Source organism: Chromatiales bacterium (genome assembly GCA_020445605.1).
In the GTDB taxonomy this organism is placed as follows: Bacteria; Pseudomonadota; Gammaproteobacteria; order JAGRGH01; family JAGRGH01; genus JAGRGH01.
Genome location: JAGRGH010000014.1, coordinates 23,843 through 37,686, shown reverse-complemented (window position 1 = coordinate 37,686; position 13,844 = coordinate 23,843). Strand labels below are relative to the sequence as shown.

General features: G+C 62.4%; 14 protein-coding genes. 5 read left to right on the top strand and 9 right to left on the bottom strand.

Features of this window, described 5'->3' with window-relative positions; genetic code table 11:
• Positions 1-21: 21 nt before the first annotated feature.
• Entirely contained in the window at positions 22-777 is a 756-nt protein-coding gene (locus tag KDG50_02435) for a TerC family protein (GenBank protein ID MCB1864260.1), read from the top strand.
• A 183-nt stretch (positions 778-960) separates the two neighbouring features.
• Here KDG50_02435 and KDG50_02430 read toward each other — a convergent pair whose 3' ends face one another.
• Complete coding sequence (locus KDG50_02430; protein ID MCB1864259.1) at positions 961-2,169, bottom strand: CapA family protein; 1,209 nt, start codon at positions 2,167-2,169, stop codon at positions 961-963.
• 223 nt (positions 2,170-2,392) lie between these two features.
• Here KDG50_02430 and KDG50_02425 point away from each other — a divergent pair, with 223 nt between their 5' ends.
• Positions 2,393-3,283 (top strand): hypothetical protein, encoded by an 891-nt coding sequence (locus KDG50_02425; GenBank protein MCB1864258.1) that lies wholly within the window; start codon positions 2,393-2,395, stop codon positions 3,281-3,283.
• A 2-nt stretch (positions 3,284-3,285) separates the two neighbouring features.
• Positions 3,286-4,968: a hypothetical protein gene (locus KDG50_02420; protein ID MCB1864257.1), complete on the top strand. Its 1,683-nt coding sequence runs from the start codon at positions 3,286-3,288 to the stop codon at positions 4,966-4,968.
• A 116-nt stretch (positions 4,969-5,084) separates the two neighbouring features.
• Here the strand turns inward: KDG50_02420 and KDG50_02415 are convergent, their stop codons facing one another.
• The 6 genes from KDG50_02415 to KDG50_02390 form a co-directional block, all read right to left on the bottom strand.
• Complete coding sequence (locus tag KDG50_02415; GenBank protein ID MCB1864256.1) at positions 5,085-5,351, bottom strand: Txe/YoeB family addiction module toxin; 267 nt, start codon at positions 5,349-5,351, stop codon at positions 5,085-5,087.
• On the bottom strand, positions 5,345-5,587 hold the full coding sequence (locus tag KDG50_02410; GenBank protein ID MCB1864255.1) for a type II toxin-antitoxin system Phd/YefM family antitoxin: 243 nt from the start codon (positions 5,585-5,587) through the stop codon (positions 5,345-5,347). Before KDG50_02410 ends, KDG50_02415 begins: the two co-directional genes overlap by 7 nt.
• A gap of 161 nt (positions 5,588-5,748) precedes the next feature.
• Positions 5,749-5,937 carry a hypothetical protein gene (locus tag KDG50_02405; GenBank protein ID MCB1864254.1) on the bottom strand — a complete coding sequence of 63 codons (189 nt, stop codon included), beginning with the start codon at positions 5,935-5,937 and terminating at the stop codon, positions 5,749-5,751.
• Between the two features lie 132 nt (positions 5,938-6,069).
• Positions 6,070-7,701, bottom strand: coding sequence for an ATP-dependent endonuclease (locus KDG50_02400; GenBank protein ID MCB1864253.1), 1,632 nt, complete (start codon positions 7,699-7,701; stop codon positions 6,070-6,072).
• Between the two features lie 102 nt (positions 7,702-7,803).
• On the bottom strand, positions 7,804-8,214 hold the full coding sequence (locus KDG50_02395; protein MCB1864252.1) for a hypothetical protein: 411 nt from the start codon (positions 8,212-8,214) through the stop codon (positions 7,804-7,806).
• Positions 8,215-8,524: 310 nt separating this feature from the next.
• Positions 8,525-9,175 (bottom strand): arylesterase, encoded by a 651-nt coding sequence (locus KDG50_02390; GenBank protein MCB1864251.1) that lies wholly within the window; start codon positions 9,173-9,175, stop codon positions 8,525-8,527.
• On the opposite strand from KDG50_02390, the gene KDG50_02385 reads away from it, so the two are divergent.
• Both KDG50_02385 and KDG50_02380 read left to right on the top strand, forming a co-directional pair.
• On the top strand, positions 9,174-9,881 hold the full coding sequence (locus tag KDG50_02385) for an ABC transporter ATP-binding protein (GenBank protein ID MCB1864250.1): 708 nt from the start codon (positions 9,174-9,176) through the stop codon (positions 9,879-9,881). The two genes, KDG50_02390 and KDG50_02385, sit on opposite strands and share 2 nt — an antisense overlap.
• Positions 9,874-12,366: an FtsX-like permease family protein gene (locus KDG50_02380; GenBank protein MCB1864249.1), complete on the top strand. Its 2,493-nt coding sequence runs from the start codon at positions 9,874-9,876 to the stop codon at positions 12,364-12,366. Before KDG50_02385 ends, KDG50_02380 begins: the two co-directional genes overlap by 8 nt.
• A gap of 166 nt (positions 12,367-12,532) precedes the next feature.
• Here the strand turns inward: KDG50_02380 and KDG50_02375 are convergent, their stop codons facing one another.
• Both KDG50_02375 and KDG50_02370 read right to left on the bottom strand, forming a co-directional pair.
• Positions 12,533-13,183: a hypothetical protein gene (locus tag KDG50_02375; GenBank protein MCB1864248.1), complete on the bottom strand. Its 651-nt coding sequence runs from the start codon at positions 13,181-13,183 to the stop codon at positions 12,533-12,535.
• Between the two features lie 139 nt (positions 13,184-13,322).
• A complete protein-coding gene (locus tag KDG50_02370) occupies positions 13,323-13,841 on the bottom strand; it encodes a hypothetical protein (protein ID MCB1864247.1) in 519 nt (172 codons plus the stop codon).
• Positions 13,842-13,844: the final 3 nt, after the last annotated feature.

Sequence of the window (13,844 nt, the reverse complement as noted above, 5' to 3'; positions counted from 1 at the left end):
TTTGGGGGCTGGAGAACGGACATGTTCGACTGGGTGTTGATGCCGGAGGCGTGGGCCGCGTTTGCCACGCTGGTTGCGCTCGAGATCGTACTCGGAATCGACAACATCATTTTTATATCCATCCTGGTCGGGCGTCTGCCGCCGGCGCGCCGCGACTCGGCGCGACGACTCGGGCTGACGCTCGCCATGGCGACGCGACTGGCGCTCTTGTTCAGTCTAGTTTGGGTCATGGGGCTGATCGAACCCTTGTTCAGCGCCTTCGGACACGCGATCTCCGGGCGCGACCTGATTCTGATCGGTGGCGGGCTGTTCCTGATCGCCAAGTCCACACACGAGATACACGCCAGCTTCGAGGTCGAACCCCAGGCTGACGCGCCGGGTGCGCAGGCCGCCTATCTGTCGGTGGTGGTGCAGATCGCGGTGCTCGATATCGTCTTTTCGCTGGATTCCGTGATCACGGCCGTCGGGCTGGTCGAACAGACTTCGATCATGGTGCTGGCCATCGTGGCATCGGTGGCGGTCATGCTCGTTGCGGCCAAGCCCATCGGTGCGTTTGTCGATGCCAATCCCACCATCAAGATGCTGGCGCTGGCCTTTCTGATCCTGATCGGCATGACGCTGATCGCCGAGGGCTTCGAGGTCCATGTGCCGAAGGGCTACATCTACTTCGCCATGGCGTTCTCGGTGGCCGTCGAGCTGTTGAACATGCGCCTGCGCCGGCGTGCATCGGTGGCGACGATTCAGCTCGGCAAGAAGCTGCCGGAGCTCGGCGGATAGGGGCTCGGATACAGCGTTGCGAACAGCGCATCTGGTTCGATCTGCTTGCATCCGGATGGTGCGCATTGCTCGCCCTACAACTCGGAGGATGGTGCGCATTGCGCACCTACATTTCGGCGCTTCGGGTGCGCACCGCGCACCGGGAATCCAACGCATGTAGGGTGCGCACCGCGCACCGGGAATCTATCGACCGTTCCAGCCAAGGGCGAGAGTCCCGTCCGGCTGAATGGCGACGCGTGTACCGACCGATGCGCCTTCGCGGTTTAGCATGTCCGCGAGCCATTGCGCATCGGCTGCGTCCGCGCGATTGACGCGAAAGTTCGCGATGCGCGTCGGCACCATCCGTAACGCCAGCAGCTTGCCGGTGTCGGCTTCCACGTCCGGGAAGTACATCAGCGACAGTTCCGGGCGAAACCGTGGTCCGTGCCCGATGCCCTCGTAGTCGTTCAGCAGATCGCCGCTGCCGTACAGGATCAGCCGGTTGCCGTAAACCTCGATGCCCAGCGGGTGATGGGACGAGTGCCCATGCACGATGTCAACGCCGGCCTCATCAATCAGCCGGTGCGCGAATGTTTGGTGCGCTGAGCGAATCTGATAGCCCCAGTTGCCGCCCCAGTGCAGCGAAACCACCACGATGTCACTGTTCCGGGTGACTTTGCGCAGCTGGTCACGAACGCGTTCAAAGCTCGCATCCGATAGATCCGCAAGCCAGTTCAGGCCCGATTGTTCATCGGTCGCGACCCAGTCCGGCGGAATGCCGGCAGACCTCATTCCGTATGCGAACACCGCCAGTCGCGCAGGCCCGTCGAGGTCGAATATGGCGGGCGCGGCGGCGTCGCTGCGATGCCTTCCGGCGCCGACGTGGCGCACGCCCACGCTGTCGAGGCTGTCGAGCGTTTCGTCCAGCCCGCTGCGATCAAAATCCAGCACATGGTTGTTCGCGAGGGTGACCAGATCAATGCCGGCGGTGTTCAGGCAGCGCGCATTATCCGGATGCATTCGATAGTGAATCGGCTTGCGCGGCCAGAATGCGTCACTGGTCGTGATGCTGGTTTCCAGGTTGATGAAGCGCAGTTGCGGCGCGAACTCGTCGAGTATCGACAGCGCATCGCCCCAGATCGCCGCGCAGTCGACCGCCAGCGCGATCTGTGCGCCCTTGTTCACCGCCAGCGCAAGGTATACGCGTGCGTCATGCACGTTTGGTTCGTGCAGGACCGGATCGCTCTGCACGGGCAGTATCTGATCGATGGCGCGCCCGGTCATCACATCGCCGGCGAGGAACAGCCGCACCGCGTGCGGCGTGTGTGCGCTCGCGTGTTGCGGGCGTTCATCGCTGCAGCCGAGCGGTGTCAGTGCAAGCGCGATTGCGATCAGTGCGGTGCGAGCAAACATTCCTGGCAGTGCGGTGGTTCGGGTGTCGTCAGCGACCCTTGCGTATTGTGCGGCGCGACATCGACCGTGGCCAGCGCGGGGGTTGCCCGTCAGGTCGGGTGAGCCAGCCGGGCACCGGAAGTTCCGGCCCCGGCAAGCCGGAATGGCTCGATCCAGGCTTGTCCAAAATTTCCCGGATTCGCCTGCTACACTCGAAGCGGGGACCGAAGTGGGAGAGGCCGTTGTGAGCATCACACCGTGGCGACGTCTGTGCGCCGCCGGCCGTGCATTCGTTGCGTCGCCGCGCTCGTTCGCGGCGGTTGTGTCCCTGCTGCTGCCGGCGCTGTCACACGGGGCAAACCTGGCGCAGGCGCCGGTCTCTTGCGACGATCTCGCCGGCGCGAATGCCGCGGCGATCCACGACGCCAGGCAGGCGGCCGGTCGCGGCATGCGCGATGCGCTCGATGAAATCGATCGGGTCAACTTCGAGCTCGCGCACATCCAGTACTGGCTCCAGGAGGGTGAACGCTATCTGGGCACCCTTGCGTCTTGGGCCGGTATGTACTGGAGTCAGGAAGCCGACGCGATCAAGAAGCGACAGCAGGCGCTGAACGACACCTTGCGCGTCCTCGAAAGGCAGGAGCGGGTCGCGAGCGAGGCGCTGAAAGCCTCGGAGCAGGAATACGCCGAGATACTGCGCGACCCAACGAATTATCCCGCGGATGCGATTGGTTGGTACGACGCCCGGATCAATCGGCGACGTCAGCAGCTTGTCGACATCGCCAGAGCACGCACGAGCGCAACCCAGGAACAGAAGCGTCTGCGGGCGGTCGATGCGGAACTGCGCGCCGGCACACTGGGCGTTGTGCCGATTCCGTTCCTTGGTCACAAGAGTATCAACGAGATTGATGCTGACGTTCGCAAGGGATTGCAGTTGATCGATTCCTACCGGGCGAAACACAAGGCCTTGCTCGCGCAGATACCCGCGCTCAAGGCGAACGCGCGCGGCTGGCTCAAGCGCTACTACTGCGTGAAACAGCAGGCACCGCGGCCGGGAAGCAACAACCCGCCGCCGGCCGCCCCCGACAACGATCAGAGGATCATCATCCACGACACCCCGACTTCGATCATCTAGCCATGAAAAAGAGAAACAGGTTCATCGCTCGTGCGCTGGTGTCAGGCGCGGCTCTCGTGTTGTCTGTTTCAGTTCAAGCGCAGTCGTATCCAGATCAGCTCGTCAATCATCTCGAGAAATCGATCGAGCTGATGGAGCTGCTGTCCCATCCGCGCGACGACTACACGGCCGGACTTTTCGATGCCGCCGGTAACGCCCGCGCGACTCCGTCGGGCAAGGCACAGGCGGACCAATGCCGGGCCGACATCGCGTGGAATCAGTCGACCAATTCCTTTCGCGTCAACGATCGGTTTGGCGAGCGCTTCAGCTACTGCTGCCCGCCGCGCGCGGGCTCGGCGGCCGGCTCGATCTGGGGCACGCTCGTCTATACAACGGATTCATCCATCTGCCTGGCCGCGGCCCACTCGGGCGTCATCACCGAGGCCGCAGGTGGGCGGGTGACCTTCGAGGTCCGGCGCGGTCAGGACAGCTACGAGGGCTCCGTGCGCAACGGCATCACCTCCAGTCGCTATGGGCGCTGGGGCGCCAGCTTCACGTTCGTGTCGGGTGCGGCAACGCAGACGAAGGAGGTCGATCGTGAAATCTACGTTCAGCTCCCGCCCCCCGCTGGGCAGCCCCGGGTCACCGCGCGCAAAGATGTCTACGCGGTCGGCGAGGCCGTCGCCGTCGAGGTGTTCGATCTGCCCGCGCAGCGCGGTGACGAGTGGGTCACGGTCGTGCCGGCCGACGCCGCCGAGGGTTCCTACCGGCAGTGGCAATACACGAACAAGCAGAAGACCGGCACATTCACCTTCCGGGGCCTGTCGGAACCCGGCGAGTACGAAGTGCGTTTCCATCAGTCCAACGGCGACCGGATCGTCCGTGCGCGGGACCGGTTCCGGGTCGGTTCCACCAGCACCGCGGCACGGTCGGAGTGGACCGTGAATTACGGCACGCTCGCGGTCGAAGGCGAAGCCATCACCGTGGCGCCGCCGGGCGAGGGCCAGACCAGCTATTACATCGCACCCGCCTCCTTCCACGGCGACTGGCGCGGATATGCGCAACTATCCTTCGAAAAGCGGAGCTGGGGCGGGGACTACTACGGCCCCGACGAATACGGCGCACGCGGAGACGTCATCGTCAGCAGCGGCCCCATGAGCGCCCGCTACGACATCGCCCCCGACCACTCCACGAACTGGCGGCAATTCACCCTGCCGCTCAGCGGCGCCGGTTGGCGGTTGTCCGGCGGTGCCCGCACGCTCGGTGATGTGCTGGCGAACGTGACTGATCTGCGCATTCGGGCCGAGTACGGTGCCGGCACCGACTATTCCGCACTGCGGCGGGTGTCGCTCGACCGAACACTGTCGGCCGCGACCCCGAAGGTCGTCGATCGTGAAATCTACGTGCAGGTTCCGGGGCCCGGCAATGGGCCGCGTCTAGATGCGCGTAAGAACGCCTACGCCGTGGGCGAGGACATCGTCGTCGACGTGTTCGATCTGCCGGCCCAGCGCAGCGACGAATGGATCACCATCACGCCAAAGGGCGCCTACGGCGGTGCGTACAAACAGTGGATGAAAACCGGGCAGGTGCGCAACGGCACCTTCACATTCCGGGGACTGACAGCGCCCGGCGAATACGAAGTCCGTTTTCACCAGTCCAGTGGTGACTCCATCGTTCGGGCCCGCGACGGGTTCACGGTGCGCTGATTCGCGCGGTGGATATCTACGCCGGACGGTTGTCTGGTGTGGGCCATTCATGGGGCCGGCGGCCGCACTGCTCGCGTCGTACTTCCGACCGGCAGCGACTCGGTGGGTCGGGCCTCTCATTCATAGTGCGTCCACATGCGCAGCACTCGAACGACCCGTTCTTTCGGAAAGACCTCATAAACCAAACGGTGCTGAATATTGATGCGCCGCGAATATGCGCCAGCCAGGTCGCCGACCAGCTTCTCGTAGGGCGGTGGGGTTTGGAATGGGTCGGCAGCCAGGACCGCCAGTAGTTCCAACGTTTTGGCTTTCAGGCCCGCAGCCGCAAGTTTTGTTGCATCCTTCTTGGCGTGCTTGGAATAGACGATCCGCCACCCTACCACTTAAGCTCCTTGGCGCTTCTGCCAAGGGGCTCGGCCATGCCCTCCTTGATGGACTCCCGCATGCCCGGAACGGAAAGGAGGTATAGCGTTTCCTGAATCGCCTCCCAGTCTTCAGTCGAAAGGAGGACGGCGCTGGTCCGCTTTCCAGCGATATGAATCGGCTGATGTGACTCGGCGGCCTGGTCAATGAGCCGATACAGGTTGGCGCGTGCCTCGCTGGCAGTCAGGGTGGCCATCTTCGATCTCCGGGTGGATGGCCCAAGATGGTACGTATTTGCGTACGTCTCGTCAAGTTACCCTTATCAAGGGCTCGGCGACAAAGTGAGCGGACCTCTTAGAATCTATCGGGGGGCGACGCCGGAAAAGGGCTCTGACCCCTTAACTCCTTAAATCCGCGCTATTTAGCGAGCAGCCAGGTGATGCCGGTAATCAAACCGGCAAAGATGGTTATCAGGACAAAAGCAAAAACCAGAAACTGGATAAAAATTGTCAGCTTTGGTTGACTTGATAGATGAAATCTTTGCGAAATTCGGAATGCGAATGAGGCTGACAGCTCCTTCAACAGGTCAAACAGAATGCCGATCATCTAGGCGACCCTGTTGGACTTTCAAAAAGACGAAAAGAAACGGCGGCCAAACGGCTGTTGACCTGACGTCCATGCACGCCGCCCGACCTCATGAAAAGGGCTCTGACCCCTTAAATCGTTATACGACTTATCTCAGCCATCTCTCGCTATTTCAGCTACACGTTCAAGAATTAACTTGATCTCGTCGGGGACATCACATTTTTGCTCTTGAAGAATTTTAGTACCTTGGCCACCAAGGGCTCTTTTTAAATACTCGATAGAACTCCCTGCCTCGTGCTCATGCATGATGCGTTTATATGCATTTAGTCGGTCTTGGCCGGACCAGTCTCCGTTCAATTCATGTTCTTGAACTTCGGTACTCGGCGACAAGGTGCGGTTGATGATTTCAGCTACGACGCTTGGCGGGTAGTAATCTTCGATGGTTCCATTCTGAAGACAGTAAACTTCTCTGAGGTTTGGAAGTTGATCTCCTTTAATCCTGTTGAGATCGTCTGCGGTTTTATATGCATCTCTATCCAGAACCACCACGCATGGGATGTCGTAACCGCCAAGAAGTTTCACGATGCCATGAGCTTTGGGGAAATCGGAACCACCCATATTAATAATGGCAATACCTAACTCGAACTCGCTGAGGCCGAGCATTTCCATAAATGTTGGGAATCCGTCTTCCTCAGTGGAACCTTCCACGAGGATAGCGCAGTTGCCGCCACCTTTTAGAAGAGCATCCGAGGCTCGAATTCCTAAATCCGTTCTAATTGAAGGTAGGTCTTCTGAATCAAAGACCTTTGCAACTGTGTTTCCTGCTGTAGTACGAGTAAGCAAAATATTACTTTCAAACTGGCTACGATCAATAAATACTGGGGAGTGCGTTGTAACGATCACTTGTGTGGATTTACTAATCTCTTGAATCACGCTCAAAAGCTGGCGCTGAGCTTTTGGGTGAAGACTATTTTCAGGTTCCTCCATTGCGAAAATGAACTCTGCTTCTAAGTTTGAAGTAGCAAGTAACCGAAACAATGCAATTATTAGATTATTCTGCGTACCGGCGCCACGGTCTTGAATTTCTATACTCTCAACTCGGTCATCTGAAAGAGTGACTGCAAATTTAACTCCTTCAGTAGGATCAATTTCTAGATCATCAAACCCCAGTTTTACTGTTTCGTTGCTCAATTGTTCTTTGAGAAACGCTTCCATCGTTTCTCGTGGTTCGTCGACAGCCTCTTGGAGTATTCTCGCAACTTCCTGTAGTGGTGTTTCAGCACCGGCGTTTACAATTGCCTGCTTCATCTTGGCGCGAAGCAATTTTCCGAGCATGGCGGTCTTATTCATAGAAAACTGGACTGACAAGTCCCGTCTTACAGGTATGAAGTGAAAGTTATCATTGGAAAACCATCTGGCTGCAATAGGTTTTGCAATGGTTATTGCCGAATTGTCGTCCAGTATGACTTTCGTTTCCGGTGGCTTATTAAAAGCAAAGATCCGATTAACGATAATTGTTTCGTCACTTCTTTTCAGATCATTCAGGGATTCATCATCAGGGATGTCCGAGAAAGTGATGGTGATCCTTATATCGTTATTCGTGTCTCTTTTGTACCAGTCCTTTGGATCGCTCAGTTTCTTAGCAACGAAAAAGTTTTCGATTGCGTATAGGAATGACGTTTTCCCAACATCATTTTCACCAAGAAGCACGCTAAATTGTGTCATAGGCACTGCGATTGTTCGCAGTGCCCTGAAGTTTGATATTTCAACGCGACTTATTCGCACCTAAAACTCTCCATAGTCGTATAACGACAAGCATATGGGGCGGGCCGCCGCGCAGCGGTGGCACGTCCCAGCTGCCCGAAGGGCAGTGACATGATGCACTTGTTAGGCATTACTCCGACTTTCCTCAACCAAATCGTGTAATTGATGCCCGTGCTTGAACATGAACTCGACTCCTTTTGGGGTGATTTGCCATTTGCCCATGCCTGTGTTCTTTCGAGTTACCCGCTGAACATAGCCATGATTTTCAAGGCCTATGAGCTTCACTTCCAATTCCAGTGGCGCGTAATCTCTGTGATGTTCCGCAAGCTCGGTAGTTGATAGCGGTGTTTGTTGCTCGTAAGCATCATGCAGCAAATATTGCATGAAATAGATGCCATCTTTATCTGGCTGGAATTTGATTGATTCTGCGGACTTGGAGCGTGTTGCTTTTCTTTGCGGCAGCCACCAACCAATTACCACAGCCAACACTGTTGCAAGTGCTCCGATGATTGCCGCGATTATCGATGGCTCCATTTTTTATTGCCTAACAGCAGATTATGCAGCTGGCACAATATCGGCAATATTGTGCCGGCACGATATTGGTAATATGCGGCCAAGCGCACCACTCTTGTGCGCCAGAGATGCCCCGAACAGCTTGAAACGCACCAAATGAGCAGTGGGTTTCGTATGGCTCGGGCAGGCCCGCAGGCTCCGGGTGACGGCCCCCGCGCTGATGGTGATCCTGGTCGGTTCCCTGCCGCATGGTTCCCGGTCCCGCTCCCGTGTGAATCTCCTGATACCTGAAGTTGAACCTAGCACGGCTTTGCCCGGGCGGCAATTCGCCTCATGGGGCCGCTGAGCTGGTTTGATCGAGCACCGGTGCCAGCGCCGCGCCCATGTGTTTCGCGATGACGGGTTGTGCGGCCGTGGCGGGATGCAGGCCGTCGTCCTGGAACAGGCCGCGCTTTTCGTCCACGCCTTCCAGCAGGTTTTCGATCAGCGCCGCGTCCTCGGCCGTTGCGGCATCGCGAAACGCCTGGGCGAACTTTTCCGCATACACGGGGCCATAGTTCAACGGCAGACGCACGCCGGCGATGACGGGTGTGGCGCCGGCGGCCTTCGCGAAACGCGCGAGTGATTGCAGGCGTTCGCTGAGGCCCGCGGGCGGCAGACCACGCAGGCCGTCGTTGGCGCCGAGTGCGATGAGTACGACGGTCGGGGCTTCGACGATCAGGGTTTCGGTCACACGATCCAGCGCAGCGCTGGTGGTCTCGCCGCTGATGGACGCGTTGACGGTGTCCCAGGGTGGGTTGCGCTGGTGCAGTGCGCCGGCCAGCAGCGCGACCCACGAGTCGTTAAGATCGGCCAGGCCATAGCCCGCGCTCAGTGAATCACCGAGCACCAGCAACACCGGCCGCTGTGCCATCGCGTCAGCGGCACCCAACAGCAACGCGGCGAACCAGACGAGCCGCCACCGAGCCCTGCGATTGCGCATGTCGAACTCCGCTCCGGACCACAAACACGAAACCATAGTGCAGGCACGCGCGCTCGGCTACCAGGTGCGCGGCCCGACCGGGGTGCTGACCATCCTCGACGGCGTGGATCTGGACGTGCATGCGGGCGAGTCCGTGGCGATCACCGGGGCCTCCGGCGCCGGCAAGTCCACGCTGCTCGGCCTGCTCGCGGGGCTGGATCGCGCGACGGGCGGCTCAGTCACGCTGTTCGGCAGCGAACTCACCGGTCTGGACGAGGACGCGCGGGCCAAGCTGCGGCGCGGCCGTGTCGGTTTCGTGTTTCAGGATTTTCAGCTCGTCGAGACGCTGACGGCGCTGGAGAACGTCGCGCTGCCGCTGGACCTCGCCGGCACGCCGGACGCGATGGGTCGCGCGCGCGCAGCGCTCGAACGCCTCGGGCTCGCCGCACGGGCGCGGCATCGGCCGGCCGAGCTTTCCGGCGGCGAGCAGCAGCGTGTCGCGCTGGCGCGGGCCTTCGTAACCGAGCCCGCCGTGCTGTTCGCCGACGAGCCGACCGGCAATCTCGACCGGGTCAGCGCCGCCGAAGTCAGCGCGCAGATGTTCGACCTCGTGCGGGCCCACGGCAGCGCACTGCTGCTGGTCACCCACAACGCGGAATTGGCGGGGCATTGCGACCGGACCTGCCACCTGCACGACGGACGCATCGCCGTGGACGCCGATGCGTGACGTGACTCTGGCCGCGCGCCTGGCGCGGCGTGCCCTGGCCGGCGGCGATGCACGGTTGCTCGTGGTGGCGGTGGCGCTGGCGTTCGCCGTGCTCACCGGCGTGGGCCTGCTGGCCGCGCGTGCCGGCACGGCGCTGGAGGCGCGCGCCGCCGAGCTGCTGGGCGCCGATCTGGTCGTCGAGACCGATGCCGAACCGCCCGCCGACTGGGCCGCGCTGGCCGCGGCCGAGGGTCTGCGCACGGCCGTGGCGGTGAGCTTTCCGTCCGTCGCACTCGCCGGCGAGCGCACCGTGCTGGTCGGTGTGAAGGGCGTCGACCCGGGCCATCCGCTGCGCGGTGCGCTGCGCACCACGCTGGACCCGGCCACGCCGGATCAGCCGGCCGCGGGCATTCCGGCTGCCGGTCAGGTCTGGGTGGATGCGCGCGTGTTGCACGAGCTCGAGCTTGCGGTCGGCGACACGCTGGAGCTCGGCTACAACCGCTACAGGATCGAACGCGTGCTGACGGTCGAACCCGACCGCGGCGGCCGGGTGTTCCAGCTCGCCCCACGGGTGCTGGTCGCGCGGGCGGGGCTCGCGGAATCCGGCCTGCTTGGACCGGGCTCGCGAATCGAATACCGCTGGCTGAGCGCCGGTCCGCGCCAGGCGGTCGCGCGCGTGGCCGCGGTGCTGCGACCGCAACTGCCGCCGGGCGCGCGGATGCTCGATCTCGACAACGCCAGCCCGGAACTCGACAGCGCGCTCAATCGCGCGCGCGGGGTGTTCACGCTCGCCGCGCTGGTCGCGGCCCTGCTTGCGGCCGCGGCGATTGCGATCAGCGCGCGCCAGTACGCCGAACAGCGCGTGCGCGAGGCGGCGCTGGTGATGTGTCTGGGGGAGTCGCGCGCGCGCAGCATCGGGCTGGTCGCCTGGCAGCTCGCGTGGATCGCCCTGCCGGGGGCCTTGCTCGGCACGCTCGCCGGCTGGGCCGTGCAGGCGTTCATCGCCGGGCAGGTGCAGGCGCTGATACCGGTGGAACTCGCGCGGCCGGCGTTCTGGCAGATCGCCGGCGCGTGGTTCGCGGCCGCGGCGCTGGTGGCGGCCGGGGCAATCGGCCCGCTGGCCGTGGTCGGACGCGTTGCCGCGCGCGATGCCTTGCGCCGCACGAGTGCGGGCTGGCGGTTTGGCGACGGCGTTGCCGCGCTGCTCGCGCTGTTGATTGTCGCCGTGCTGCTGGCCGTGCAGTCGGGTACGGACTGGAACCTTGCCAGCACGGTGTTTCTGGCGCTGATCGGCGCACTGCTGGTGCTCGGGCTGGTCACCGTCGTCGCGTTGCGCATGGTCGCCCGGTTCGGTCGGCGCGCACGCGGCTTTGCCCTGCGTCAGGGGCTCGCGGCGGCACGCCGGCGGCCGCTGGCGACGGCGATCCAGGCGGCCGCGCTCGCGATCGGCCTGACGGCGATCCTGCTGCTCGCCTTCGTGCGCCAGAGTCTTGTCGACGGCTGGCTGGCAAGCCTGCCGGCCGATGCGCCGAACCGCTTTCTGATCAATGTGCAGGCCGCCGAGGTTGCGCCCCTGCGTGACTGGCTCGATGCCCGCGGGCTGGGGAACGTTCTTTTCTATCCCACGGCATCCGCTCGCTACGTGGCGTTGAACGATACGCCGGTGCGGGCGGAAGACTACGAGGACGCGCGCGCGAAGCGGCTTGCGACACGCCAGTTCATCCTCGGCTTCAGTGACACGCTGCCGAACGACAACCGGGTGGTCGCGGGCGAGTGGGTCGATGGTTCGACGGACAGCGGTTCGATCTCGGTCGATCGAGGGCTGGCGCAGACGCTGGGCCTGAAGCTCCATGACCGCATGCGTTTTCGCATCGGCGAGCGCACGCTGGAGGCGCGCATCGACAGTCTTCGCTATGTCGAGTGGGGCAACTTCCGGCCGAACTTCTTCGTGCTGTTCCCGCGTGCGGCGGGCAATGATCTGGCACTGCGTTATCTCGCGGGTTTCCATCTGCCGGTGGAACGTGCGGCCGTGCTGGCGGATCTGCTGCGTGCGTTTCCGGCCGTCACCGTCATTGACGTGGCGGCATTGCTCAATCAGGCGCGCGGCCTGTTTGATCAGATCACCGCTGCGCTACAGGTGGTGTTCGGGCTCGCGCTGGCGGGCGGGGTGCTCGTGATCATCGCGGTGACGCGTTACGGACTGCGCGCGCGCCGCCACGAGGCCGCGATTGCGCGTGCGCTTGGCGCCAGTCGGCGCGAACTGCGTGCCGCGGCCGCGTGGGAGTTTCTGCTGCTCGGCCTCGCGGCGGCCATCGCGGCGGCCGCAGTGGCGTCCCTGGCGCACTGGTGGATCGCAACGCGCGTGCTGGAGATCGCCTATGTGTTCGATTCCGCGTTGTGGTCCGCGGCCGTGTTGCTGGCGTGGATCGCCAGTGCGCTTGCGGGCGTGTTCGCGCTGCGTGGCGTCGCCAGTCGTCCGCCGCGGCTGCTGTTGCGCGGGCATTGATCGCTTGGGAACCTCTGGTTGAATCAGGGGTTCCCGCGGCACATGGAGGTGCCGCCATTTTCGACGGCTACAACCGTCGAGAATGAAAGAAAACGAAAAGTCGCATTTTTTCGTTTTCGCTGCTCTGACGATCCTGGAAGGACTCGTTCAGAGTTTCCCAAGGTGTTCAGATATATTGCATGCGAATGTTGTCGAACACCGTGGTCGGAAGTTTGGGGTCGACCTCCTGGGTGATGTCCGGATGTCCCATGCCGATCGCCAGCGCCAGCGGAAAGCTGGAATTGCCGATGAAGCGAGGCGCGCCGCGGATCACCCGCGCGAGTTCCAGCACGCTGGTGGTCGGATGAAACGCAATTTTTGAATCGAAGGTCCACTCGAAGTACTCGTGTTCCTTCGGCAGCCCGACGAATACGTAATTCCGCGCGATTGCGTGTTTGTTTCCGTACAGCCAGCCAAATCCGCCCTGTACGCGCGCGGAACGCGCGATGACGTTTTTGCCCAGCACGATGGGTTCGTCGACATCGAGCCAGGGCCGGGTGACCTCGTCGAATGCAAGATCAAATGCCTGGAGATGGCAGTCGGCCAGATTGCCGGTGCGGCTGCGTCGGTCGGGGCTCTTCAGCACTTCGCGGAAGCGGTCGAGGTTGTAGTCGACCGGCGCGCCGTTCCAGCTGCGTACGTCTTCGATATACGGTTGCGCGCGCAGCAGCGGCTCGATGAATGCGATGCGTTCGGCATCGAGGCGGGTGCGCTTGTCCGGACAGGTGATCTGTACGCCGCGCTCGGATGCACCGCCGGCCGGGTCCAGATACAGCACGCCGCCGCCGAGCGCGCGGATGACGGGCAGGCTGTAGATGATGTCGCCCAGATCGCCCGAATGTTTGAAACTGGCGCCGATTTCGGTATCCCCCGCAGGGGTGGACCCGGCGATCTTTACGCCCGGTACCCACGCACGATCAGCGCGCCTCGGGCGGGGGCGGCGGCAGCGCGGCCGGGTCCACCGGCTCGGCCTCCTGCAGGCCCTTCTGCATGCCCTCGCCGAATTCGCGCAGCGCATCGCCAAACGCGCGGCCGATCTCGCGAAACGCCGATCCCAGCGCGCCGCCGAGCATCGAGGCCTGCGTCTGCGTGGTGTCCACGCGCCAGCCGGAAAGGGTCTTGGCGAGCACCGTCTTGAACGGCACCGGGATCAGCCGCCCGCCATCTTCGACTACATACAGGGTGGTCGGGACTTCCGCGCGATCCGCCGTGATCGCGGCCTCGCCGACTTCGATCCTCGGTGCGGTCTCGCCGCCTTCGGGCTGCATCTTGTCCGGCAGCTGGTCGAGCGCCAGCGACTGCGCCTTCGCGCGGTCGCCCGCGAGCACGGCCTTCCAGAAATCGTCGGTCGTCCGGGCCGGATCGCCGGCATCGCCGCAGGCGGCGAGCATCAACGTGGCAATCAGCAGGAAAATCAGTCGGTTCGGCGTGGGCATGAT

Excerpts from the sequence above, each read along its gene's own strand:
- KDG50_02435 (MCB1864260.1), top strand. The coding sequence starts at position 22 with ATGTTCGACTGGGTGTTGATGCCGGAGGCGTGGGCCGCGTTTGCCACG.
- KDG50_02430 (MCB1864259.1), bottom strand. The coding sequence starts at position 2,169 with ATGTTTGCTCGCACCGCACTGATCGCAATCGCGCTTGCACTGACACCG.
- KDG50_02420 (MCB1864257.1), top strand. The coding sequence starts at position 3,286 with ATGAAAAAGAGAAACAGGTTCATCGCTCGTGCGCTGGTGTCAGGCGCG.
- KDG50_02410 (MCB1864255.1), bottom strand. The coding sequence starts at position 5,587 with ATGGCCACCCTGACTGCCAGCGAGGCACGCGCCAACCTGTATCGGCTC.
- KDG50_02405 (MCB1864254.1), bottom strand. The coding sequence starts at position 5,937 with ATGATCGGCATTCTGTTTGACCTGTTGAAGGAGCTGTCAGCCTCATTC.
- KDG50_02395 (MCB1864252.1), bottom strand. The coding sequence starts at position 8,214 with ATGGAGCCATCGATAATCGCGGCAATCATCGGAGCACTTGCAACAGTG.
- KDG50_02385 (MCB1864250.1), top strand. The coding sequence starts at position 9,174 with ATGTCGAACTCCGCTCCGGACCACAAACACGAAACCATAGTGCAGGCA.
- KDG50_02390 (MCB1864251.1), bottom strand. The coding sequence starts at position 9,175 with ATGCGCAATCGCAGGGCTCGGTGGCGGCTCGTCTGGTTCGCCGCGTTG.
- KDG50_02380 (MCB1864249.1), top strand. The coding sequence starts at position 9,874 with ATGCGTGACGTGACTCTGGCCGCGCGCCTGGCGCGGCGTGCCCTGGCC.
- KDG50_02370 (MCB1864247.1), bottom strand. The coding sequence starts at position 13,841 with ATGCCCACGCCGAACCGACTGATTTTCCTGCTGATTGCCACGTTGATG.